The 23,506-nt window shown below is 47.9% G+C and carries 20 protein-coding genes; 7 read left to right on the forward strand and 13 right to left on the reverse strand.

Annotated elements, in window-relative coordinates:
- Window positions 1–7: 7 nt before the first annotated feature.
- Complete coding sequence (locus tag MKY41_RS12340; protein ID WP_340745295.1) at window positions 8–619, reverse strand: DedA family protein; 612 nt, start codon at window positions 617–619, stop codon at window positions 8–10.
- Window positions 620–1,131: 512 nt separating this feature from the next.
- Between MKY41_RS12340 and MKY41_RS12345 the strand changes: the two genes are divergently transcribed.
- Window positions 1,132–2,856 carry a globin-coupled sensor protein gene (locus MKY41_RS12345; RefSeq protein ID WP_340745296.1) on the forward strand — a complete coding sequence of 575 codons (1,725 nt, stop codon included), beginning with the start codon at window positions 1,132–1,134 and terminating at the stop codon, window positions 2,854–2,856.
- A gap of 358 nt (window positions 2,857–3,214) precedes the next feature.
- Here MKY41_RS12345 and MKY41_RS12350 read toward each other — a convergent pair whose 3' ends face one another.
- From MKY41_RS12350 to MKY41_RS12365, 4 genes are all read right to left on the reverse strand, one after another.
- Window positions 3,215–4,834 (reverse strand): long-chain fatty acid--CoA ligase, encoded by a 1,620-nt coding sequence (locus MKY41_RS12350; protein WP_340745297.1) that lies wholly within the window; start codon window positions 4,832–4,834, stop codon window positions 3,215–3,217.
- Between the two features lie 211 nt (window positions 4,835–5,045).
- Window positions 5,046–6,194, reverse strand: coding sequence for an acyl-CoA dehydrogenase family protein (locus MKY41_RS12355; protein WP_340745298.1), 1,149 nt, complete (start codon window positions 6,192–6,194; stop codon window positions 5,046–5,048).
- Between the two features lie 19 nt (window positions 6,195–6,213).
- Window positions 6,214–6,984 (reverse strand): 3-hydroxyacyl-CoA dehydrogenase, encoded by a 771-nt coding sequence (locus MKY41_RS12360; protein WP_340745299.1) that lies wholly within the window; start codon window positions 6,982–6,984, stop codon window positions 6,214–6,216.
- 54 nt (window positions 6,985–7,038) lie between these two features.
- On the reverse strand, window positions 7,039–8,196 hold the full coding sequence (locus tag MKY41_RS12365) for a thiolase family protein (protein WP_340745300.1): 1,158 nt from the start codon (window positions 8,194–8,196) through the stop codon (window positions 7,039–7,041).
- A gap of 535 nt (window positions 8,197–8,731) precedes the next feature.
- Between MKY41_RS12365 and MKY41_RS12370 the strand changes: the two genes are divergently transcribed.
- From MKY41_RS12370 to MKY41_RS12390, 5 genes are all read left to right on the forward strand, one after another.
- Entirely contained in the window at window positions 8,732–9,079 is a 348-nt protein-coding gene (locus MKY41_RS12370) for a lmo0954 family membrane protein (RefSeq protein ID WP_340745301.1), read from the forward strand.
- A gap of 16 nt (window positions 9,080–9,095) precedes the next feature.
- Window positions 9,096–9,734: a PspA/IM30 family protein gene (locus MKY41_RS12375; RefSeq protein ID WP_340745302.1), complete on the forward strand. Its 639-nt coding sequence runs from the start codon at window positions 9,096–9,098 to the stop codon at window positions 9,732–9,734.
- 77 nt (window positions 9,735–9,811) lie between these two features.
- Window positions 9,812–10,513, forward strand: coding sequence for a cell wall-active antibiotics response protein LiaF (liaF, locus tag MKY41_RS12380; RefSeq protein ID WP_340745303.1), 702 nt, complete (start codon window positions 9,812–9,814; stop codon window positions 10,511–10,513).
- Window positions 10,510–11,559: a sensor histidine kinase gene (locus tag MKY41_RS12385; protein ID WP_340745304.1), complete on the forward strand. Its 1,050-nt coding sequence runs from the start codon at window positions 10,510–10,512 to the stop codon at window positions 11,557–11,559. The genes liaF and MKY41_RS12385 overlap by 4 nt, the downstream gene beginning before the upstream one ends.
- Window positions 11,534–12,166, forward strand: a complete 633-nt coding sequence (locus MKY41_RS12390; RefSeq protein WP_340745305.1) for a response regulator transcription factor — start codon at window positions 11,534–11,536, stop codon at window positions 12,164–12,166. The genes MKY41_RS12385 and MKY41_RS12390 overlap by 26 nt, the downstream gene beginning before the upstream one ends.
- A gap of 59 nt (window positions 12,167–12,225) precedes the next feature.
- Here the strand turns inward: MKY41_RS12390 and MKY41_RS12395 are convergent, their stop codons facing one another.
- Together MKY41_RS12395 and MKY41_RS12400 are read right to left on the reverse strand one after the other, a co-directional pair.
- Entirely contained in the window at window positions 12,226–13,434 is a 1,209-nt protein-coding gene (locus tag MKY41_RS12395; RefSeq protein ID WP_340745306.1) for an MFS transporter, read from the reverse strand.
- Window positions 13,435–14,028: 594 nt separating this feature from the next.
- On the reverse strand, window positions 14,029–15,477 hold the full coding sequence (locus MKY41_RS12400) for a serine hydrolase domain-containing protein (protein WP_340745307.1): 1,449 nt from the start codon (window positions 15,475–15,477) through the stop codon (window positions 14,029–14,031).
- 532 nt (window positions 15,478–16,009) lie between these two features.
- Here MKY41_RS12400 and MKY41_RS12405 point away from each other — a divergent pair.
- Entirely contained in the window at window positions 16,010–17,005 is a 996-nt protein-coding gene (locus MKY41_RS12405; RefSeq protein ID WP_340745308.1) for a M28 family peptidase, read from the forward strand.
- Window positions 17,006–17,139: 134 nt separating this feature from the next.
- Here MKY41_RS12405 and MKY41_RS12410 read toward each other — a convergent pair whose 3' ends face one another.
- The 6 genes from MKY41_RS12410 to ltrA form a co-directional block, all read right to left on the reverse strand.
- Window positions 17,140–17,526 carry a (2Fe-2S) ferredoxin domain-containing protein gene (locus tag MKY41_RS12410; RefSeq protein ID WP_340745309.1) on the reverse strand — a complete coding sequence of 129 codons (387 nt, stop codon included), beginning with the start codon at window positions 17,524–17,526 and terminating at the stop codon, window positions 17,140–17,142.
- Window position 17,527: 1 nt separating this feature from the next.
- Window positions 17,528–18,367 (reverse strand): class I SAM-dependent methyltransferase, encoded by an 840-nt coding sequence (locus MKY41_RS12415; RefSeq protein WP_340745310.1) that lies wholly within the window; start codon window positions 18,365–18,367, stop codon window positions 17,528–17,530.
- Complete coding sequence (locus MKY41_RS12420; RefSeq protein WP_340745311.1) at window positions 18,364–19,152, reverse strand: ABC transporter ATP-binding protein; 789 nt, start codon at window positions 19,150–19,152, stop codon at window positions 18,364–18,366. Before MKY41_RS12420 ends, MKY41_RS12415 begins: the two co-directional genes overlap by 4 nt.
- A 12-nt stretch (window positions 19,153–19,164) precedes the next feature.
- The gene (locus MKY41_RS12425; protein ID WP_340745312.1) at window positions 19,165–20,223 is read right to left on the reverse strand and encodes a FecCD family ABC transporter permease; all 1,059 of its coding nucleotides are present in this window, start codon (window positions 20,221–20,223) and stop codon (window positions 19,165–19,167) included.
- Between the two features lie 3 nt (window positions 20,224–20,226).
- Entirely contained in the window at window positions 20,227–21,360 is a 1,134-nt protein-coding gene (locus MKY41_RS12430) for an ABC transporter substrate-binding protein (RefSeq protein ID WP_340745313.1), read from the reverse strand.
- A 404-nt stretch (window positions 21,361–21,764) separates the two neighbouring features.
- Window positions 21,765–23,051 (reverse strand): group II intron reverse transcriptase/maturase, encoded by a 1,287-nt coding sequence (ltrA, locus tag MKY41_RS12435; protein WP_445683318.1) that lies wholly within the window; start codon window positions 23,049–23,051, stop codon window positions 21,765–21,767.
- Window positions 23,052–23,506 lie beyond the last annotated feature (455 nt).

A 23,506-nucleotide genomic window follows, 5' to 3' on the forward strand; every position in this document is an offset into this window, starting at 1 on the left:
AAGTCTCTTATGCTCGCTTTCTGCGGAATCGGATATACCAGAGGCAAACCGCCAAACCGCTAATTCCTATAATAACGTACACAATGTTTGAATAAATGTCCATATACCCAACGATGGAATGCCAATTCTCCCCTACCGCTGCCCCAATTGAAACGAGCGCGGTGTTCCAAATGAGGCTTCCGATTGTCGTCAGGAAAATGAACAACAGGACATTCATATTCGACATGCCCGCCGGAATGGAAATTAGGCTTCGAACGAGCGGAATCAGCCGGCAAAACAAAACTGTCCACGGTCCATACCGATCGAACCACGCATCCGCCCGATGAATGTCCTTCCTCGTCAAACGCAGCAAGTGACCCCAACGATCCACCAACTTTTCCAATCGTGCCACATCCAGAAGCAATCCGATGCAATAAAGTACCATCGCCCCCACCACAGAGCCAATCGTTGCGGCCAGGATGACCCCAGTTTTCGTCATCCCGGAATATGTCGTCATGAACCCGCCAAAAGTCAAAATGATTTCGGATGGAATCGGCGGAAAAATATTTTCCAGTAATATCAAGACAAGTACGCCAAAATAACCAAATTGGCTCATAAATTCCGTAATCCAATTTTCCAATAGTATCCTCCGCTCGCTTTACTCAATTATGCCTTGGCGTAATTGCACCCAGATTACTTCGGACTTGCTCGAAAGCTCCTCTATAATTCTTTGACACCCGCCGGAAACTTAACTGAATTTGGACAGTCTTAGCATTCCTGTGGCCCCTTATAGTGGGGACTCCTACTAATTTCGGTTAATGATAGCTCAAACATATGACGTAATTTCCCTCGAGAAGTTCCGAATCTCCCTTTTTCATTATACGTGTTTTTCGTATGGGGTATGTTCATTTTTTTCCTACGAAGCGTTGTGGATATCTTTATAACCAGCCGAGTTATTCACAAAATCATGTGGATAACTTGTGAAAAATGTTTATAATTTCAGAATTTTAAATCGACCAGCTCTAAATTGTGGATAAGACGACCTAATTATGTGAGAAAAGACCTTTTCTATCATTGTTTACATGGTTGATTATTCCATATGTCACGGTATACTAGCATTAACCACTACTTTTCTCACAGGAGCTGAAAAATTTGGCGACAATTAGACCAAAAATGGATATGGACCAATTGTTCAAACGAGGAACAGACATTGATATTACAGGACGTTTTCGGGAAACGCTGCATTATAATCACTTTCAGATGGAGGATTGCAAGAATTTACAGGAACTCTACGGAAAACTGAAAGACGTTCAACCGGACATTTCGGAGATTTTCAATCGTTATTTGACGGAGATTGCTCCAAACGGAAAAAGCCACTCCATTTCCCAGAAAGCGATCCAAGATTATTTGGATCTGTTTTTCACCCAACCGCGGGATCACTCATATATTGAAAAGATTATAAGATTCTTTGGACTGCTTCGGGATAATAAATACGAACCGGGTAAAACGCTTGTGCTATTCAACCAATTCGCGTTTTATATAACGACCCACTTACTCCACCATTTCGGTTATCGTCCGGCAAAAGCCTTCTCTCTCATGAAATCACTGCAATCGGCCGTCAACATCGACCAGCAGATTCTGATTGAAGTGCTGACTGAGAGAATGCTGGAACATATCGTCACGGAAGTTTCTTCGCTCATCGATACGAACGCGAAGATCATGTATATGAAAGATTTGATTTACAGCTTGGACAAACAATCGCACGAACTCCGGTCCTCAAGCGCGGCCACCGAGGAAATTACTTCCTCGATCGTCGAAGTGGCACAGGCCTCGGCACGAATCTCGGAAAAAACAAATGACTCGGTCACCTATGCCGCCAATAGTCAGAAAACGATTGAGAGTACGTTGGACGAAATCTTCAAGACGGAAGAGACATTCCGTTCCATCGTCGATACGTTTGCCGAGCTGCAAAAGCGCGTCGACGATATTGAAAATGTAGTCGATCTCATCAACGGCATCGCAGCTCAGACGAATTTGCTTGCGTTGAACGCCTCGATTGAAGCGGCCCGGGCAGGAGAGCACGGCAAAGGATTCGCCGTTGTCGCCCAAGAAGTGAGGAAGTTGGCAGAAAACACGGTGTCCGCCCTGGACGAAGTATCCGAGAACGTCCGCCACCTGAAATCCTACTCCAGTAATGTGTCCCACTCGATCGGCCAGACGACCGAAATCATTAAACAGGCGACTGAAGAAGCGAAGGAGGCGCTGCCATTATTATCCGCCATCGTCGACTCCATTGAAGAGATCAATATGGACGTGACCAATACGGCCGCCATCTCTGAGCAGCAAGCCGCTTCCATCGATGAAATTTCGAACCGACTCGTCGAGATGTCCCATCTCCAAGATGATATCCGGACGTTGGGCGAGAGCACATCCGCCTCCGTTTATGAATTAAGTTCAGAAATCAACCGGCTGCGCCTGGACATCATCGAGGAAAACAATGTTCATCTTTCTTCGAAAGCATTATTGCAATTGTCGAAGGCGGATCATATTTTATGGAAGTGGAAAATCTATAATATGTTCCTCGGACTGGAAAAAGTCCAGCCCGAAGCCGTTACGTCCCATTTGGACTGTCGACTGGGGAAATGGTATCAAATGGAGTATACGAAAACCACCTTTGGCCATCTGTCCGAGTACAAGGAATTGGACGGGCACCATGCGAAAGTCCATCTGGCCGCACGAAATGCCGCCGAACATTACCAGAACGGCAACATCCCAGCTGCGGAAGACGAACTGAAGCAAATCGAAGCCGCTTCCCACAAAGTGATCGCCCTTCTCAACTCACTGATTCGCCATATTGAGGCCGACAGAACTTCCTGATAAATTGAAAGGCTGCCCGAAAGCCTGAGTTATAAGAGCAAGGACCTGGGGTATGAGTGCGGAGCACAGACCTGGGATCGGAAGTTATGAGCGCGGAGGTGGGATATGAGCGCCGAACGAAAGTTATGAGCGCGGAGCACGGGGATATGAGCGTAGAACGAAAGTTATGGGCGCGGGACCTAGGGTATGAGCGCAGATCGGAAGTTATGAGCGCGATGCCTTAGGGTATGAGCGCAGAGCTCCTCATAATCGTGCAGCCGAAGTTCTGGGCACGCGGATCTCGAGAAATTTTATTCTCCTCTCTCACTTCAAAAAGGGATTGCCGCTCCCCGGCAATCCCTTTTTCACTTCATTAGAATCAAACCCCTTGGAAATGGCCGCTCATTTGCTCCCGGAGCGCGGCTTTCAGAAATTTCCCGACCGAAGTCTTCGGAATTTCTTCCAAAAAGACGACGTCATCTGGAACCCACCATTTGGCAAACTGGCCTTCCAAATACGTCAGCAGTGCCTGTTTCATCTCCTCATCCGCCGCCTTCCCGTCCTTCAATACGACGCAGGCGACCGGGCGCTCCATCCATTTTTCATGCGGCACGGCGATGACGGCCGCTTCGAATACGGCCTCATGTGTCATGATGGCATTTTCCAGGTCGACGGAAGAGATCCACTCCCCACCGCTCTTAATGAGGTCTTTCGTCCGGTCCATCAACTTAATATAACCGTCTTCCGTCATGACGGCGATATCGCCTGTGTAGAGCCAGCCGTCTTTGAATGCTTCCGCGGTCCGTTCATCCTTGTAGTACTCGCTTGCAATCCACGGTCCTCTCACATTCAATTCGCCCATCGTCTTTCCGTCCCACGGCACTTCACCGTTTTCATTGACTACACGGACTTCCAACCCTGGCATGACCAGCCCTTGCAAGGCGCGGACCTCGACCCGTTCATCCATTGAGAGATTTTCCATTTTAGAGGTCAAGATGGACAAACTGACTAATGGCGATGTCTCCGTCATGCCGTAGCCTACGATGAACGGAATGCCAAACTTCTCCTCAAAGGCCCGGATCAACCCTTTCGGCGAGGCGGAGCCGCCGCAGACGATGGCCCGCAAGGAAGACAAGTCACGCGGATTCTGCTCCAACTCTTTCAATGCTGCCAGCCAGATCGTCGGCACTCCGGCTGTAAGCGTCACTTTTTCCTGTTCAATCAAATCCAGTAGCAATGCCGGATTGAAGCCCGGCCCCGGCAACACTTGGGTCGTCCCAAAGAAGACGCCCGCAAACGGGATTCCCCACGCATTGGCATGGAACATCGGAACGACGGACATGGCGACATCCTTCTCGCGAAGTCCCATGGCATCCGCCAGTCCGAGCGCAAAACTATGCAGAACAAGGCCCCGATGCGTATAGACGACCCCTTTCGGATTACCTGTCGTCGCGGATGTGTAGCACATACCCGCCGGTGTATTTTCATCGAGATCTTCCGGGAATTCGTATTCCTCCGCCTCCTCCAGCAATGCTTCGTAGGAGTGGACGTTTGGAAGCGATGACTTCGGAACTTCCTTGCTATCCCCCATAATGACATAATGTTTTACCGTCTTCAACAGAGGAGCCAGCTTTTCCAAGTGCGGGAACAGATTATCATCGACTAGCAAAATTTCATCTTCCGCATGATTGATTACATAGGCAATATGCTCAGGCGACAGGCGGATATTGATCATATGCAGGATGGCACCTGTGCACGGCACACCGAAGTACGCTTCCAAATGACGATGGTGGTTCCAAGCGAATGTCCCTACCTTCGTCCCCTTTTTCATGCCGAGGGCCGTCAAAGCGGTGGCCAGCTTCCTCGTCCGCTTCGCCCATTCTCCATAAGGAATCCGATGGATCGTGTTTTCACCTGTACGTGAAATGATGAGTTTATTCGGAAAAAATTGTTCCGCCCTTTTGACGAATGAAGATAAATTGAGTGGTGTTTGCATCATAATAATCGCTCCCTTTGAATTAGTTATGAATGGTAAAACACGACCTTCATTGCCGCATGTCCCGAAAAGGCGACAAACTCCTTCCATTAATTATACCTCGGCTAGTTATGGCCGCCGGAGGCTTCCTGCTTATTCAGTTAAAGTACAGACCCCGCTGAATAAGCATGATCACGAACAATCCTATGAATGAAATGGTGCCAATATGCCTAGCTCACAATCCCATATTCTTCGCGATGATGACTTTCATGATTTCATTCGTCCCCGCGTAAATCGAAGTTACCGGAATATCCCGATATCGCCTTGCAATCTTATATTCTTCCATATAACCGTAGCCTCCGTGCAGCTGCATGCACTCGACCGAAATATCCCGAGCCGTTTCGGTCAGCCAATATTTGCCCATTGAGACTTTCGTGACGATGTCCTTTCCGGCAAGATGATCTTCGATAAGCGACTCGAGGAACGCTTTCCCGATTTCCACTTTCGTCGCGATTTCCACCAGCTTGAATTGCGTATTTTGGAATGAAGAGACCGGTCTCCCGAACGCCTCCCGGGATTTTACGTAATCGAGCGTCATTTCCAGCATATCTTCGGAAGCAATCTGCGCGGCAAGGGCGACGACGAGCCGCTCCTGCTGCAATTTCTCCATCAAATAGCGGAAGCCCTGCCCTTCTTCCCCGAGCAGATTGGTCGCCGGAACCCGGCAGTCTTCGAAAAACAGCTCTGCCGTATCTTGCGAGTGGAGGCCGACCTTATCGAGTTTCCGTCCTTTCGTAAAACCCGGCGTCCCTTCCTCGACTACCAGCAAGCTGACGCCGCGATGCTTCGGTTCCGCTTCGGGGTCCGTCTTGACAGCTACGAGGACGAGATTCCCATTGATGCCATTCGTAATGAACGTCTTCTGGCCGTTGATGATATAGTGATCCCCGTCCCGGATGGCGGTCGTCTTGATATTCGCCAAATCCGAGCCCGTTCCTGGTTCCGTCATGGCGACCGCAGTAATATAGTCCCCGGTGACGCAGCCCGGCAGCCAGCGCGCTTTCTGCTCCTCCGTCGCATACGATTCGATATAGGGAACGACGATGTCATTATGTAGGCCGACACCGGTCAGCCCCGCACCGACGCGTTCCATCTCCTCACCGATGATGACGCCGAAGCTGAAATCCAGATCCAAACCTCCGTACTTTTCATCGACCTGTGGACAGAGATACCCCATCTCCCCAAGCCTCTTCCAGAAAGCAACCGGGACGAGCCGTTCATTCTCCCACGTCTCATAATTCGGAACCGCTTCTTTTTCAAGGAATTTGCGCAACGACTCGCGGAATAGTACATGCTCATCCGTCTCGAAACGATATCTTCTCATCTGTGTCTCCCCTCACTCCTTATTTTGGCTGCATCCGGATGGCGCCGTCTAAACGGATCACTTCTCCGTTCAGCATGACATTGGTGAAAATACTCTCCACCAGTTGTGCATACTCTTCCGGACGACCGAGCCTTGGCGGGAACGGTACCATTGAAGCGAGCGATTCACGAGCCGCCTCCGGAAGGCCTGCGAAAAGCGGTGTTTCCACAAGCCCCGGAGCGATTGTCATGACACGGATGCCGCTCGATGCCAGTTCGCGTGCAATCGGCAGCGTCAATCCGACGACGCCTCCTTTCGAAGCGCTATACGCCGCTTGTCCGATCTGCCCTTCGTACGCTGCAACCGATGCGGTGTTGACGATGACGCCGCGCTCCCCCTCTTCATTCGGTTCGTTATCCTGCATCGCGTCGGCCGCGAGACGGATCACATTGAATGTGCCGGTCAAATTGACACGGATCACTTGCTCAAATTGACTTAAGTCGAGCGGGCCACGCTTCGATAGCACCTTCCCTGGCGTCGCGATTCCCGCACAATTAACTACGGCATTAACTTTCCCAAACGTCTCTTTGACGTTTGCCACATTCGCTTCCACTTCTCCGGCATCCGCCACATCCGTTTTCAGGAATACGACCCGGTCATTCCCGAGCTCCTCGGCAAGCGTCTGGCCCCGCTCTTCATTCATGTCGAAGATGGCGGCTTTCCCTCCGGCGGCAACGATCCTTCTGACTGTCGCTTCCCCAAGGCCTGAAGCCCCACCGGTTACAATCGCTATGATCTCTTTCATTTCCATATGAAATCTCCCCCTCTTTGTTTACTTCCGTGCTATTGCTAGCCAATCAAACCTTCATTCCCGCTCCAGACGCTCGATGATTGTGGCGTTCGCCATGCCCATCCCCTCACATATGGCAATCAACCCATATCGCCCGTTCGTCCGCTTCAACTCATTTAGCATGGAAACGAAGATTCGTGTTCCGGTCGCCCCGAGCGGATGCCCGAGTGCAATAGCACCGCCATTCGGATTCAATTTCGCCGGATCGGCGCCCGTTTCTTTCAGCCAAGCAAGTGGCACAGGCGCAAAAGCTTCGTTCACTTCATACGTATCCATATCCGCGATTGTCAAGCCGGCTTTCAATAACACTTTCTTCGTCGCTTCAATCGGCCCAGTCAACATCAAGGTCGGATCGGAACCGACGACCGAACGGGCCACAATGCGGGCGAGCGGTTTGATGCCGAGCTCTTCCGCCTTTTCACGGGACATGAGCAGGACGGCCGAAGCCCCGTCACTCATCTGGCTCGCATTCCCTGCCGTGATGACACCTTCATCATCAAACACAGTCGGCAATCCACCCAGCACTTCCAGCGTCGAGCCTTCGCGTGGCCCTTCATCAACTTTCATCGTACGAACCGTCCCGTCTTCTTGTGGGACTTCAACTGGCACGATTTCATCTTGAAAACGGCCTTCCGCAATTGCTTCCAGCGCCCGTCTATGGCTTTCCATCGAAAAGCGGTCCAGATCTTCACGTGAAAATCCCCATTTCTCCGCAATCCGCTCGGCGGAATTACCTTGATTGATAATTTCATGTTTTTCCGTCAGCTTCGGACTCGGTTTGGCTTCTGCCATATTGGAAAACATCGGCGAGCGCGTCATATTCTCGACACCGCCTGCGATGACAATATCCATATCCCCGGACGCAATGGCCTGGGATGCAAAATGGACCGCCTGCTGGCTCGAGCCGCACTGACGATCAATCGTCACACCCGGCACATGGATTGGAAATCCGGCAATCAAAGCGGCAGTGCGTGCAATATTCATCGCTTGTTCATTGTATTGCGTGACACAGCCCAAAATGACGTCTTCCACGTCCCCCTTCTCCACACCGGCCCGTCTGACGACTTCCTCCAAGACAATCGCGGCCAATTCATCAGCCCGATAACCGGCAAAGCTTCCCTTCCTTCTGCCAACCGCGGTTCGGACTCCTTCGACAATGACAACTTCTCTCATTTCTCCATCGACCTCCTGAAATGAATGACTGTTCACTCATAAAGATTATACATTCTTACACATCGGCTTTGCAGATGCATCTTCCCTCTCCCTTCTTCGGCATCTCCTCCCGTTTTTCCTCTGAAAAACAAGTAAATTATCATAATTTATAGATATTTTATCTTTATTCAGCAAATGCTTTTGTACTAATTTATAGGTGGAGAGATGAATGCGGTTTTATTTACCGTTCATCGGTTGTCCATACTCCTGCTGAATAATAGTAGGACGCAGGCTAAGGTCGCCACCTCCTGTGGCAACACCTGCATGACCAACATCGTGCTGGCCCAAGCCTCCGGCGGATGTCACAGATTTTGATAGGAGTCAATCGAGCAAGCTCGATTCAAAATCTGGACGCAATTACGCCGAGGCGTAATTGATAATTTTTTTCTTAGAGTACGCTCAGCCTTAAGACGTAGTGGAAAATCCGTTTTCCGCCCGTTCATGGATTTTTGAGAACCCGGTATTATCGAAGTATAAACAAAAGGAGGTACTACACATGAAAAAATTCGGTCTCATCGTCCTCGGCATCATTGCGGGGATTGTCGTCCTAACGAATCTTGGATCGATGCTCGGCCTCGCCTTTTCCGTGCTGATCGCCTACGCCGGATTTCACTATCTGCAAAAAAGCGAATCCACCCTATCCAAACTGTTTTGGGGAGGCGTCCTGCTGATCGGTCTGTTGACAGCTATCACAAACGTTCCAGCCTTCTTCGGAATCATCGCCCTCATCGGCGTCCTCTACGTTTGGCGCAAATGGAAAGGTTCCGAGAACAGCAACGTAATTGCAGAAACGAGTGATCCGTTCGATAACTTCGAAAAACAATGGAAAGAAATTATCAAATAAGAGGAGGAAACATCAGATGAATTCACTTTGGAACAGATTCAAATATTCCGTGCAAGCGGATCTTCATACTTTATTCGACAAGAAGGAAAACAAAAACCCCATTGCCATGCTCAACCAATATCTTCGTGAAGCGGAAAAACAGACGGAATCCATCGGCAAATTACTCGAACGGCAAAGCAAGTTGAAAACGGCGCTTCAGAAGGAGTTAGAAGAAGCCGAAAACATGACAGAAAAACGCCGAAGCCAACTAGAACTTGCAAAAGCGGCTGGCGAAGCAGACTTAGTCGACTTTGCAGAAGATGAAGTACTCGCCTACGAAACAAGGGCGGCGGAGCTTTCCGAAAGCATCTCCGAAACAACCTATGAATTATTGTCATTAGAATGGAAATTCGAGGAAATGAAACATAAAGTGAAAGATATGAAAGTGCGCCAACTCCAATTGATGGGTAAAGAGAATGTGACACGCGCCCACCGGCGGATGGACCAATTCATCTCACCTGGCACGCAAGAGAGCGGAATGGGCTCGACTGCCGAGATGAAAAAATATATCGAGGACCTCGGTGGGAAAATCGACCAGGAATTTGAAATCTCGTCAATGGAACGCCGCCTGGAGTCACTGGAAAAAAATACGACAAAAGAAGCGGAAATTGTGTAATACTAGAAGAGAATTGTAGAGGAAGGCGATCCGCCTTCCTCTTACTAAGTCCGACATCAAGAAGGGGGAAACACAAAATGAATTCAATCGACACAAGTAAAATCACATTTTGGGGATTTCTCTTCCTCCTCTTCGTCTTTGTCGAAGCGGCGTTTTTCCACAATGGAAATATTATGTTCGTCCTTCTTGGAGCCGGACTTCTCTATTACGGGATGCGCAAACGTTCCAAATGGATGGTTATCCTTGGTCTGTTTTTCATCGCCATGGCGCTCCTCACCCTCTGGAGCTTGCGCTTGCTCATATTCGTCGGTCTCGTATATGTGCTGCGGAAGTTATGGATGGGCGTGCCTTCCGAAGAAATCATCCGCCCCCTAAAGGAATTTCAAAGGGAAACACCGAATGGCATCTGGAAGAATAAATTATTTTCTGTCCAATCGTCCCCGTTCTCCACATATGAATGGGAAGATATCCATATCCAAGGCGTATTCGGGGATATCCACGTCGATGTGACGGATACAGTACTGCCAAAAAGGACTTCCTTCATTTCAGTCCGACAAGGCATTGGGAAAATCAAGATCGATCTCCCTTATGAAATCCCGGTCCGCATCCACTACACGACCCTGTTCGGGGATGCGCGGATTTTTGATTTATATAAGAAGCGTTTAATCAATGAAAGTCTTCGCATGCAAGATAGTTATGAAGGGAAACGGGATGATGACGCGGAACTGATCATCACGTTGTCGACCTGGATCGGGGATATCGAGGTGAATCGAAAATGAAGGCAATCATCGGCCGCGGCTTGTTCCTGTCTGTTTTATTGACCGGAATCACAGCCGTCTATATCTATTTTCTTCTCGACTTGCCATTGCATGATAGCTGGTTCGCTTTTTATGAAATGCAGTTCGCGGACGTTCCCCTCGGTTGGTGGATTTTGATGACCACACTCCTCCTCGGCTTCGGCATCGCCCTCTGGACAGGAGTGTTGGGACGTTCGAAAGAAAAAGCGATGGAGGAACGGCTAACCCGACTGCTCGAAAATGAACAAGGCGAGCAACAGAACGAAACGTTTACGCCGCGGATCGACCGGGCTATCGATTCGGTGTCCACCGTCCTCCAATCACAGCGAAAAAGCTTGCAGCGGATTACCGACGAACGGGCGGAAGCGCAAGACAAACTGATTCAGGAGCGGATTGTACAGGAACGGCAACGACTCGCCCGGGAACTGCATGATTCCGTGTCCCAACAATTATTTGCCGCATCGATGCTGCTATCCGCTCTCACAGAACAGGAGGAAGACAACGAATCTCAAAAGCCGCTTCGCCAAGTGGAGCGAATCGTCCAACAGGCTCAACTCGAGATGCGGGCATTGCTTCTTCATCTCCGCCCGGCTGCGCTCAACGACAAATCGCTCGCGGAAGGTTTGGAAGAACTATTGGTCGAATTAAAAGAGAAAGTAAATTTCAATATCCGCTACCGTCTGGAGGAAGTCACCTTGTCGAAAGGAGCGGAAGATCATTTATTCCGCATCGCGCAGGAAACACTATCCAATACGCTCCGTCATGCTCGAGCAACCGAAGTCGATGTGCTGTTCATCGAACGGGATCATCTTGCCATTTTCCGGGTGCAGGATAACGGAGTCGGCTTTAAGGAAAATGACGGGAAAGGCGGGTCCTACGGGTTGCAAAACGTCAAAGAGCGGGCCATTGAAATCGGGGGTACGTGCAAAATCGTATCTGTCCCTTCTCAAGGAACGATTGTGGAAGTGAAAATACCTGCAAGGAAAGGGGAAGAAGAGGCATATGATTCGGATTCTGTTAGTGGATGACCATGAAATGGTGCGCATCGGAGTATCCGCCTATTTGCAGATTCAGCCGGATATGGAAGTCATCGGAGAAGCGGTCAATGGGCGGGAAGCCGTGGAAAAAGCGCTCGCCTTGCGCCCCGACATTATTTTAATGGATATGGTGATGCCCGAGATGAACGGAGCGGAAGCGACTGCTGCCATCATCCGAGAATGGCCGGAAGCGAAAATCGTCATCGTCACGAGTTTCCTAGATGACGATAAAGTGTACCCCGCCCTCGAAGCCGGAGCCATCAGCTACATATTGAAGACATCAAATGCCAAGCGGATCGCAGAAGCCATACGGGAAACCTTAAAAGGGCAAACCGTACTCGAACCCGAAGTGACCACGAAGATGATGCAGAAAATGCGGTCGGGGAACGAACACGCCCTTCATGATGACCTGACGGAACGAGAGATGGAGATTCTGCTTCTACTAGCGAAAGGAAAAACAAACCAGGAAATCGCAGATGAATTATTCATTGCCCTGAAAACGGTGAAGACCCACGTCAGCAACTTGTTGTCGAAGTTGGAAGTGCAAGATCGCACCCAGGCGGTCATCTACGCTTTTCAACATGAACTCGCTAAATAAAGTACCAGGCACCCGAACGAATGGGAACATTCGCAATTGTTTGGGTGCCTGGCACTAATTCACGCGACTGCTTCAGTTATTTCCACAGCGGTTTTCCTCTTGATCGTCAACATGACCAGGAAGGAAATGCAATACAAGCCCGCCAAATACAGCATCGCCACTTTCATATCAAAGCTTTGTAAAAGATAGCCGACAGCAATCGGCGAAAAACCACCAACCGCGCGTCCGATATTGAAAATCGTATTGGTCGCCGTACTCCGGATTTCGACTGGATACAAACTGCCAATCAAGGCACCGTAGCCCGCGAACATACCGTTCGAGAAAAAACCGACAATGGCACCGCCAACAAGGACACCGACCGCTCCTGTCGCACTCGCATACAAGAACACGGCACAAGCGGACGCGAGCAGAAAGGCGCCATACGCACGCTTCGCCCCGAACCGGTCCATAATCCGGCCAAACGTCAGCATACCAATGATCATGCCGACCGCGGTACTGATCGTCCAAAGCGCCGAGCCGGAAACCGACAGTCCTTGCGACTTCTGCAACATGGAAGGCAACCAGATCATCAAACCGTTATAGCCTGCAATTTGGACGGTCGCCATCAATATCAATGCAAGTGTGGTGCATGCCGTCCGCGGCGTTTCAAACAACTGAAGCAGCTTCCCTTTATCCGCCTTGACCGTAGTCTTGCTTTTCTGCGCGGCCACCCACTCCGGCGACTCTTCCAGATTCCTTCTAACGATAAAGGCAAAGATCACGGGTACAGCTCCGACAAAGAAAAGTGCTCTCCAGCCAAAAGCCGGCAAAATCATTGCGCTAAGCAATGCCGCCAAAATAACTCCGTACTGCGCTCCGACACTCACATACGAAGAAGCCCTGCCTTGTTTATTCTTCGGCCATGCTTCCGCAACAAGCGCCATTCCAATTCCATACTCGCCGCCTGCACCAATGCCGGCGATGAACCGGAACACATACACTTGCTCAATGCTCGTCGCAAGTCCAGTCAGCGCCGTACCGAGCGCAAACAAAATAATGGTATACGTAAACACCTTAACCCGGCCATATTTATCCGCTAAGACTCCGAACACGATGCCGCCGAGAAGCATGCCCATATTCGTAATGGATGAAATCAACCCGCCTGTTGCGAGGTCAATATGAAATTCCGCGATGATCAATGACATGGCAAACGAAATGAACATGATGTCCATTCCTTCAAGCGTCAATCCTGCAACGGACGCCACCACTGTCTTCTTCCGATAATCCATTCTTCATTCCTCCTGTAGTTTCTTGATGAACTGCGTCTCTTTTTGAAAGAATGGATGGATCCACTTCCCCTTACCGGCCTCACAGAACCGATTTAAAAAGAGCTGCCTGATTTTGAGGCAATAAAATACCCTTCCGTCTGTAAGGACAAAAGGGCATGGAGGAACAAGATGAACAAAACGAATGGCCTTCAACCCACCATTCCCAAGTTCAAATAAACACCGCTATTCCGCTACTCTTTTCGGCCTCACAGGACCGATTTAAAGTATTTTTTTACATTTTAGCAGAAAGGCGTGTTCATTTACTACTGGAAATTATAGCGAAATAAAATGTTCTATTTCTCATATTTTATTGACTATTTTGAGTGACAAGCTCAAAAGAAAATAAAGTGACAGGCAACGGACGCCGAAGATTCGCTGGACAACCAGTCCCGTTGGTTGGATATCTCACCGGTTTCATTGGACACCACCAGGCGTTGGTTGGACAACTCCCCTGTTTCATTGGACAACTAGCCCCGTGGGTCGGATATCTCAGGACCGGCTGCAGACTAACGAAGAGGTTACCCCTGTATACTTGTCGCCTTAATTTACCACTGCTCATTTTACTTTTAATCTTATTCGATAATATACTCTTAAAGTTGTGAGAGCTAACCCCGTGATGAAAACGATGGACAATAGAACCATTGCAGCTGGGTAAAGACCAAGCGCATCGATTGTTGTCGAACTATTGTTTTGTAAAGTTGGGACAATAAAGAATAACCAACCTAATAATAATGACGGAACCAATTGAGGTGTTAACCGAAGAATAAATCTCCAAGCCGGATGTTTCACCCTGCGATCAGACCATTTTTTACTTCGAATCATTCCTTTGATTCCTAAGAATAGGTATAGCAATGTGATAAGACCAAGTGATAAATCAATTATGGTAGGTACTGGAGCTTTCATTTCAGGTTCGTGTCCTTCGGTCAATTGAATTATCCCATTACTAATCTCATAAGCATGTTCTAGTGTAGGGGTAAAACTATTCAGTAAAACCGCAACGGCATAACCACTACTTGGTATGATGTCTTGTTGAGTTTGATAAGTCGATAATACACCGCTTTTTGATATACGTGCCGGTTTAACATTTAGGGAACTGAATGACCAGCCGAGTCCGTATTTTTCATTCCCAAGCTGTGGTGAAAAAAATTCTTCCAATAATTCTTTTGATAACAATTGTTCACCTAGTTCACTTTTCCCTTTGTTTGTCAGCATAGCAAGCCATTTGCCCATATCCGACCCTGTTGCTATGACTCCTCCTGCACCCACAAACATTTGTTCAAGCTCTGTCCATGGAAATGCAGTTCCGTATGCTGTTATATATCCTTTGGGCAAACCCTGTACAGGATCCCCGGAGTTTATGGCCGTAAGCGAGTCGTCCATTCCTAGTGGAGAGAACACCTTTTGCTGGAGAAAATCAGGGAACCCGATATGGGTCACTCTTTCTACCAAATAAGCCAAAATCCAATAGTTGGCATTACTATAAGCATATTTCTCCCCAGGTGCTGATTGCAGTTTCCAACCATAAACACGTTCCACTCCTTCTTTTAACGTATTCGCTGGAGCTACTATTATTGGATTCGGTACTCCGGAAGTGTGACTCAATAGTTGGCGTATTGTAACATCCCTCCACCTGGGATCATCCAGTTTAACTTCCGGCAGATGTTTCACTATTAGATCATCTAATTGAATTTTCCCTTCATCCACCAGTTGTAAAATAGCAAATGCTGTGAATGGTTTTGACGCAGAAGCGATTCTCATTAATGACTTTTCTGTTATGGGTTTCCCATCAGAATCGTGGCCATACCCTTTTTCATAAATCGTTTTTCCGTTTTTTACAATTACAATGGAAGCACCCGGCAGTCCATTTCGTTCGAGATACTTCGAAACAAATCTATCAACATCCGCTGTATCAAACGACTTTGCAGCTTGCACCCCGATAGGATTGTACAATAAATTGAATGAAATAATTGCTATTAGAAAAACAATGCCTAGTTTCTTTTCCATATGCCATACCCCATTCTAAATTCAAGTTTATTATTCAAGCTGTAGCTTTTCTATGGTGCAATAAAATAAGCAAAAGCCGACTTTGTGGGAAAAATAAACCTTAGTATTAGCAAAGGCGTGAAAATAGCTTTTTATTAATTGCTTCCCTCCCCCTTTAATTTAGTCCGTTTGCGGAAATAAGTTTAAGTCACATATTCCAATCCACCTTACTGTAAAAAAAACCATTTTAGAAACGAAAAGCATTTAACAAATGTGTTCAGCATTACCTTTGTTAAAAGATTCAAAACAACCAAAAACAGGTCGATTCTCACAAGATTTCAACTAATAGGATTAGTTAAATTCCATTTATAGGATTAAAATTACCTGTTTGGAATCTATTTATTATATGTATTCAAATGTTCGGCAACCTTCAGTAAGATTCTGCATAAAACCAGCATTACTTTTCTCATCTTTCTGATAATTATATTTATGATAGATTTAATTTACCTACTTATTTAGGTGTTTGTCTATCATAATAATTGGAGGGAATTAGATGAAAAAATCTTCGAAGTTGCTTTTGTCTTTACTTATGGCTGTGTCGTTCATGTTTTTGCCTGCTGCAGCCAATGCGGCTCCAGCGAACCAACAAGCATCACAAGCTATGGATAATAAAATCGTTAAAAAGATTGATAAAGAACAAATTTATGACCATGTGCATGAGTTATCTGTAAATATCGGTCCTCGTGTCGCTGGAACGGAAGGAGAAAAACAAGCTGTTGACTATATCGTATCCCAATATGAATCATATGGCTTGGATGTGGAAATTCAGCCTTTTGAATTTCAAAGAAGGATCGATGGTGAACTCGTGACATTTACCTCTCAAAATGTCATTGCAACTAAAAAGCCGCATAAAAATCATGCGACAGGGGAAATTCTTTATCTTGGTTCCCACCATGACTCCGTTCCTGGATCACCGGGCGCCAGCGACAATGCGTCCGGCGTCGGAGTAAACCTTGAGATTGCTCGCGTCATTAGTAATATGCAAACAACTACAGAGATCCGCTTCTTGACGTTCGGTGCGGAGGAGTTTGGATTATTAGGATCCAAGCACTATGTATCTACCTTAACTGAAGATGAAAAGTCGCGTTCGGTAGGTATGTTCAACTTTGACATGGTTGGCAGTAAAAATGCAGGCGAAATGATTATGTTTACTGTAGATGGCCAAAGAAATATCATTACAAATACAGGCGCTTCCGCAAGTTTAAGAGTGTACGAGCCGCTGACTTACGGTAAAGTTGGTCGAAGCGATCACCAACCGTTCCATGATGCTGGCATTCCTTCAGCAGTGTTTTCTTATGCACCGCTTGAGCCCGAATACCACAAGCCAACCGATACGATCGACAAAATCAGCAAAGAAAAAATGGACAACGTTGCGAAAACTGTAGCCGCCGCACTTTATCAACTTGCAAGGAAACAGACGCCAGCCCTTGAAAATTCCAATGTCGCACCGCAACCAGTCGAACCACCATTTGAAAACCGACCGTTGTAACCGATCTTAGCATCGTAAATATTGAATTTGTTCACGTCCAAATCTTGAGAGGTGTCCAGAAAGTTGTCTCCTCGACTTTCTGGACACTTCTGTTCTTTCTGCAAGGAATGTTCAAGAAAAGTACCCGGCAGCACCTATTTCGATACAGCCTTCAATTTCTCTTCCGTCTTTTTAATCCCTATCGGTGCCTCATTATGCCGGTCGAAACCTAGGCCATTGAACGTATGGCTCACCTTTTCAAGCAACCGTTCTCCCTTGCCGATCGCCGCTGCCAAAGGGCCCGCCTCTTCCGGCGTCAGTTTCTGATACCAGGTCCCTTCCGGATAGACGATGACGGTCGGCGCGTCTTTGCACCGGCCTTGGCATCTTGTCCGCGCCGTATGCACCCGATCATCCAATCCTTGCTCCGTCAAAGCTTCCCGGATGGCCACTGTCATTTCTTCTCCCTGCTTCTTCAAACAACTCGAACCGTTGCAAATTAACACATGTGCACAAGTTGTCGATAAATCCCATGTCGCCATTTTAATTTCCCCTTCCCGGTGTCCAATAAATTAATGCGCTGTGGAATGGATAAGAATATACATAGTTGCCGTCCTCGTAGACTACATATCGATCCAGCGCCTCTCCAAGCTTTTGATGATCGAGCGGTCCGTTGCGGAATTTTCCTTGATTCGCTGCGAGCAATTGGTCGTAAGTCTCGTACGTCTTCGTCCTTGTCAGCGGGATGATGCGGCAATTCGCATAAATGCCAAGCTCATATAGAACATTGATTAAATGAATGTAATCCCGCCTCGGCGTTTTCAGTTCAACCCCCGCTGTCCGCTGCAAATCCGTATAATGCGGCGGAAGAGGACCCGATGTCATGCCGACGACCGCCAACCGCTTGGCCGACCGATCAATCGTCCGCATCGCTCCTGCAATATCGAACATCCGATAGAAGCAATTCATTCCGAAAACAACGTCATAACCATCCGCCAGCTGAAAATCCTCCCATTTGGAATGAAGATATGACAAATTGGCAAGTCCTTTTTTCCCGCTCTCATCTTTCAAATACGAAAGGACACTAGCGGAGCTGTCCACACAGGTGACATGCCGGGCATGCTCTGCCAATGAAAATGTGTAGTTCCCCCATCCCGGTCCGATTTCCAGCACCTCGTCCTCAGGTTTTATCAGTGTGCATAACTCCGCGCTGATCGCCCGGCTGTACGGATCGACACCCGACTTCCGCTCCATTAACTGCTCCCAAAACGTCTCTTCCGCTTCGTCATTGACCATCCGCTCCGGCATATTGCCGTTCCAATCTTTAATGCCTTCCCGCCACATTTCTGCGAAATCGACTTTACCTGTCACATCAATTTTCATACCGAGAGAGCCCCCTCACTGATCGGCTGGATCGCCGTAATTTTATGTCCATACTCGTCCTTCTCAATTTTGGATTCAACGCCATAGACCGATGCCAAATTTTCGACAGTCAATACATCTTCCAGCTTCCCAACTGTGTGAATTTCCCCTTCTTTCAATAAAACAAGGACATCCGAATAACGGGAGGCCAATTCCAGGTCATGGAGCACCAGGATGATCAAATGGTTCTGGTCCTCTGCAAACTGCTTGACCAATTCCAGCACTTCCAATTGATGCTTCATATCCAATGCCGAAGTCGGCTCATCTAGCATCAGGATTGTCGGCTCTTGCGCCAATGCCCTGGCTAACAGTACTTTTTGCCGTTGCCCTCCGCTTAATTCATCCAAAAATTGGGCACTCATCGAATCAATATGCAGCGTTTTCATCACTGCTTCGACTGCCTCCAAATCGCGAGGTTGGACGCCCCATTTAATGTACGGCTTCCTCCCGAGCATGACCGTTTCCATGACGGTCAAGGGAAAATGGCTTGTCGAATGCTGGGGGACGAAGCCAATCAAAGTGGCTAGTTCTCTGGATGGGATAGTCGCAATATCCCGGCCATTGATCGTAATGGCCCCTTTTGCTGTTTTATAAATAGTAGCGAGGCATTTGAGCAAAGTGGATTTGCCAGCGCCGTTTGGGCCGATGATACTGACAATCTCCCCTTGATTAAATTGGGCGCTAATATTTTTCAACACTTGCCGCTTCCCAAGGAACATCGATAAATTATTGATTTTTAAAGTCACGAAGCTTCCCCCTTACGCCCAATAATCCTTTCTTTTTTGAACAAGCAGCCAAATGAAGAACGGCGCCCCGATTGCGGATGTGATAATGCCGACCGGGATTTCAATCGGGGACAGGACTGTACGCGCAAATGTATCGGATAACAGCAGGATGATGGCCCCCATTAAGCAGGCGCACGGCAGCAAATACCGGTTGTCCACCCCGATAATCATCCTGCCGATATGCGGCGCCACCAGGCCGATGAACCCGATGATGCCGGTGAAAGCGATCGTGGCAGAAGCAACGAGCGTGACGAGGAACAACGCGGCAATGCGAAGTCTCTTCACATTGACCCCCAACGTCTTCGCCACTTCCTCTCCCGAACTGAGCGCATTCAAATCCCAGGAAAACTTCAGGAGAATGAGGAATGACACGAAAACCAAAGGCACTAAAAATTGAATTACTTGCCAATTGGATCCCCAAAAGCCGCCCATCAACCACACAACTAGATCCTTAAGTGCCTCGTTATTCGAGAAATATTTCAGAGCAGAAACTCCAGCAGAAAACAATTGACCGATCGCCACTCCCGCCAACAATAATACAGTCGTAGAACCGCTTTTCATCCGGGAAATTCCATACACGAGAAAGACGGACAAACAGCCGAAGACAAACGCATTGAGCGCAATCATCCATTGATTTCCTGCCGTCAAATTTATTCCGAAAAAGCTTGTGCCAAGCACGATGGCAAGCGCCGCTCCAAACGAAGCTCCGCTCGATACGCCAAGCGTAAACGGACTCGCCAAAGGATTCCGCAATAAAACCTGCATGATCACTCCCGCACTTGCCAAGGCCATCCCTGTAATAATTGCCATGACAATGCGGGGCAGGCGGATTTCATAGACGATATACGCATTCATCGATCCCTCGCCGCTCTGTGTAACGATCCCGATCAATTCCTTCAGGGGAATGGAAACAGTTCCGACGCTTACAGAGTAGAGGACGGAGCAAAGCAATATAGCCGTCAGCAAAACTAATACTAAAACCTTTCTTTTTACAGAATGCTGATAGTGAGCAACAACTGTTACTTCCTTCATTTTTTAATCCTTTTCAGTTGGTGTGTAGTACCAGATCCCTTGATTCTCAACACCGAGCCATTTCTCAAAGTACTCTTTCAAGTAAGCATCGGGATCGATATCTTCAAAGCGCTCGGGATATAAGTATTTTGCCAGTTGAAGAGTTCCGATAAATCGCTTATCCGATCCGATAATATTTGTATGGAAAATGTACACATCCTCCGTCTTCCCCGCTGACAGTTTTGGGATCGACGTTGTGTTCAGCAAATGCTGATAGACTTCTTCATACTCTGTGAAATCAGTCGTTTCATAACCGCCCAGCCATGTTCCGTGGAGAGTCAGCACTTCTGGATTCCGTTCCAGTACATATTCTTCATCGACACGGATGGTTGTCGATGCTTCACTCGGATCCCATTGTAAGTCTGCGGCATCGATACCGCCCGCCAGCAACGTGGCAACGCCTTCCCCGACACCCGGTTTTCCGTCCAATGACTGACTCGGAAACACTTGATAAGCCCCTTGAGAATTAAGAGCCCCTACCGAAAGCGCCATGACTGTTTTCTTTTCATCATCTGGAATGTCCGCGACCCGTTTTTCCAGCAACTCTTCAATTCCATGTTTCCAGGTTAAAAATTCCGCAGCCTTTTCCTCCTTGCCGAATAACTTCCCGAGCAATTGCAGTTCTTCATCCATTGATTCTGGAAGGTAATTATTAATCCGGACAACTTGAATTCCCGCAGGCTCCAATTTCTCTTCCAACGTGGAATCCGGCCGGTTCGTAAAGGTAAAAACGACTTGCGGATTCAAACTAAGAATCGATTCAAAATTGATTTCATTTGTTTTCCCGACATCCGGGCGATCTTCGAAACCAAGATACGGATTATTCTCAAGCGTCGTATCTCCTGTGGCGATAATCTCTTTGTCCACTCCTAAGACTTTCAACGCCTCGGCCGTATTGCGATTGATGACCACGACCCGTTCCAGCGGCAGTTCGAGAGTGAACTCCTTCCCTGTCGAATCTTCGAATGTAATCGTCTCCGGCACTTCCGGTTTCTCTTCCGCAACAGCAGCCGGCTGCGTCGTCGCGGCGTTGGAACAAGCCGTCCCGATGCCAAGCAGCAATACGCAAGCGAACAATAGTTTTATATAATTCTTCATGCTAAATCAAATCCTCCTAAAAATTTATAGTTCGACAAGGATCGCCAATCCGGCAATCCTACGTGGAATCTGACATATCCACAAAGCGAACTCACACACCCACGGGCAAAAACCCGTACACCTCGAATTAAAACCGAAACATCTTCGCCTTTCGCGCGGAAATTGGCACAGCACCACTCCCGCCCCTAGTTAAAAAGACCCCAATTGCAAGCAAACAGTAGTCCAGCGCAAGTAAGTCGCGACAACTTGCAAGCTAAACAACCTCCGAATGCAAGCAATCCCTTACCGAACGCAACCGCCTGTCCGCCAATCCAGTCAAGCAGCTCCCAATTCAATCGAGTAGGAGGGAGTGATTAACTCCCGACCTCTCACACCACCGTACATACGGTTCCGTATACGGCGGTTCAATAACTTAAGTATCGACGCTCATATAAGTGGTTCAGGTCTTTCAGACCCCACTTTTTGAGCGTTTCTGTTTTGATTGCCTTGTGGAGCGTTTCGCTTTTGGACACTCGCCAATATCCCTTTCGGGAATTTGCCACTTTCCAGGCTTCCTCGTGCCAGATGCCAAGCCTGCGTAGTTGACTGTATTTCGTCTTCGTCTTCTTCCAACGCTTCCATATCAATTGACGTAATCGATGGTTTAACCATTGTGCCATGGAACGGATAAATTGTTTCATCAATCCAATTCCATAGTAGTTGATCCAACCCACTGTCACTTGATTTAGTTCTTTGGCAATCTGTTCGAAGTGACCCGCGCGATTCCGTTTCGTGATGCCTTTTAGTTTGGCTTTGAACCGTTTCTTGGCAGATTGGTGTGGTCTACATCCGACTCCTTTAGCGGTGGAATGTAGACAAAAACCCAGGAATTTCAGTTTGACTGGAGAACCGACTTTACTCTTCTTTTGATTCACGGTTAGTTTCAAGTCTTCTTCGAGAAACTTGGAGACATTCCCCAGTACACGTTCCCCAGCCCGTCTACTTTTGACATAAATACAAAAGTCATCTGCGAATCGTACGAATTTGTGTCCCCTTCTCTCCAGTTCCCTGTCCAATTGGTTCAGGTAGACATTGCTAAGAAGTGGAGAAAGAACACCGCCCTGTGGAGCACCTTCTTCTGTCGGACTGATAAGCCCGCCTTCCAAGATGCCGCTCTTGAGGAATTTCCAAATCAGTTTCAGGACAATCTTATCGCTGATGAACTCTTTGAGGTATTCCATCAATTTCTGATGATGTATGGTGTCGAAGTAACTTTTCAGGTCACAATCAACCACAATTTTGTACCCTTGTTCGTAGTACGCGATGGTTTGCCTGATGGCTTGATGCTGGTTCCTCTTTGGACGGAATCCGAAACTCATATCGGAGAAGTACGGGTCAATTACCTTGCCAATCACTTGATAGATTGCTTGCTGAACCATTCGGTCACGAACACAAGGGATACCCAATTTCCGTTTTGACCCATCCGGTTTCGGAATTTCCACCCGTTTGACAGGCAATGGTTCGTACGAACCGTCTTTCAGTTTCCGAATCAGATGGTCGCGGTATTTGGCGACGTGACCAAAGAGTTCCTCTACTGTCATTCCGTCAACACCGGGCGCCCCTTTATTTGCCTTCACTTTCTTGCAGGCATTGAAGAGATTGTTGATATCCACCACTTTGTCAATCAAACTGATACCACCCCGTTGTTCCATTTTCGTAAAGACAGGGCTGCACGCTCCCGCATACCCTTCGGTTTCCAACCTATCTCTTTGCGGCCAGCCACCTGCCGATGTTTTCTGTGGTCTCTGCACTGTCCTTACCTCCATTTCATTTCAGGGTTGTTATTGTTCGGCCCTTCATCCTGTTGGACTACTATGGCCTCTGCTGACTTCTTACAGTTCAACCTGCCATCACTGACGGATTTGTTCCTGTGGAATATTCCATCCCTCTTGTCGGGAACCCCTGTAAGACCTCCCCGGGTAAGAGCTATAACCTTCCTCCCATGTAACCGCCGCATTTACTGTATGGAACTCGGGCAGTATTGGACTTCGTTTTGATTTGCAAACTCATCCATTCCAATTCAGCCTTATATGCGGTTTCTGTCCGTCGGTTCGGGAGTTTGCCGCCGGCTTCCTTCAGATTCCACCTCACGATGGACACCCTTGCC

Source organism: Sporosarcina sp. FSL W7-1349 (genome assembly GCF_038003045.1).
In the GTDB taxonomy this organism is placed as follows: domain Bacteria; phylum Bacillota; class Bacilli; order Bacillales_A; family Planococcaceae; genus Sporosarcina.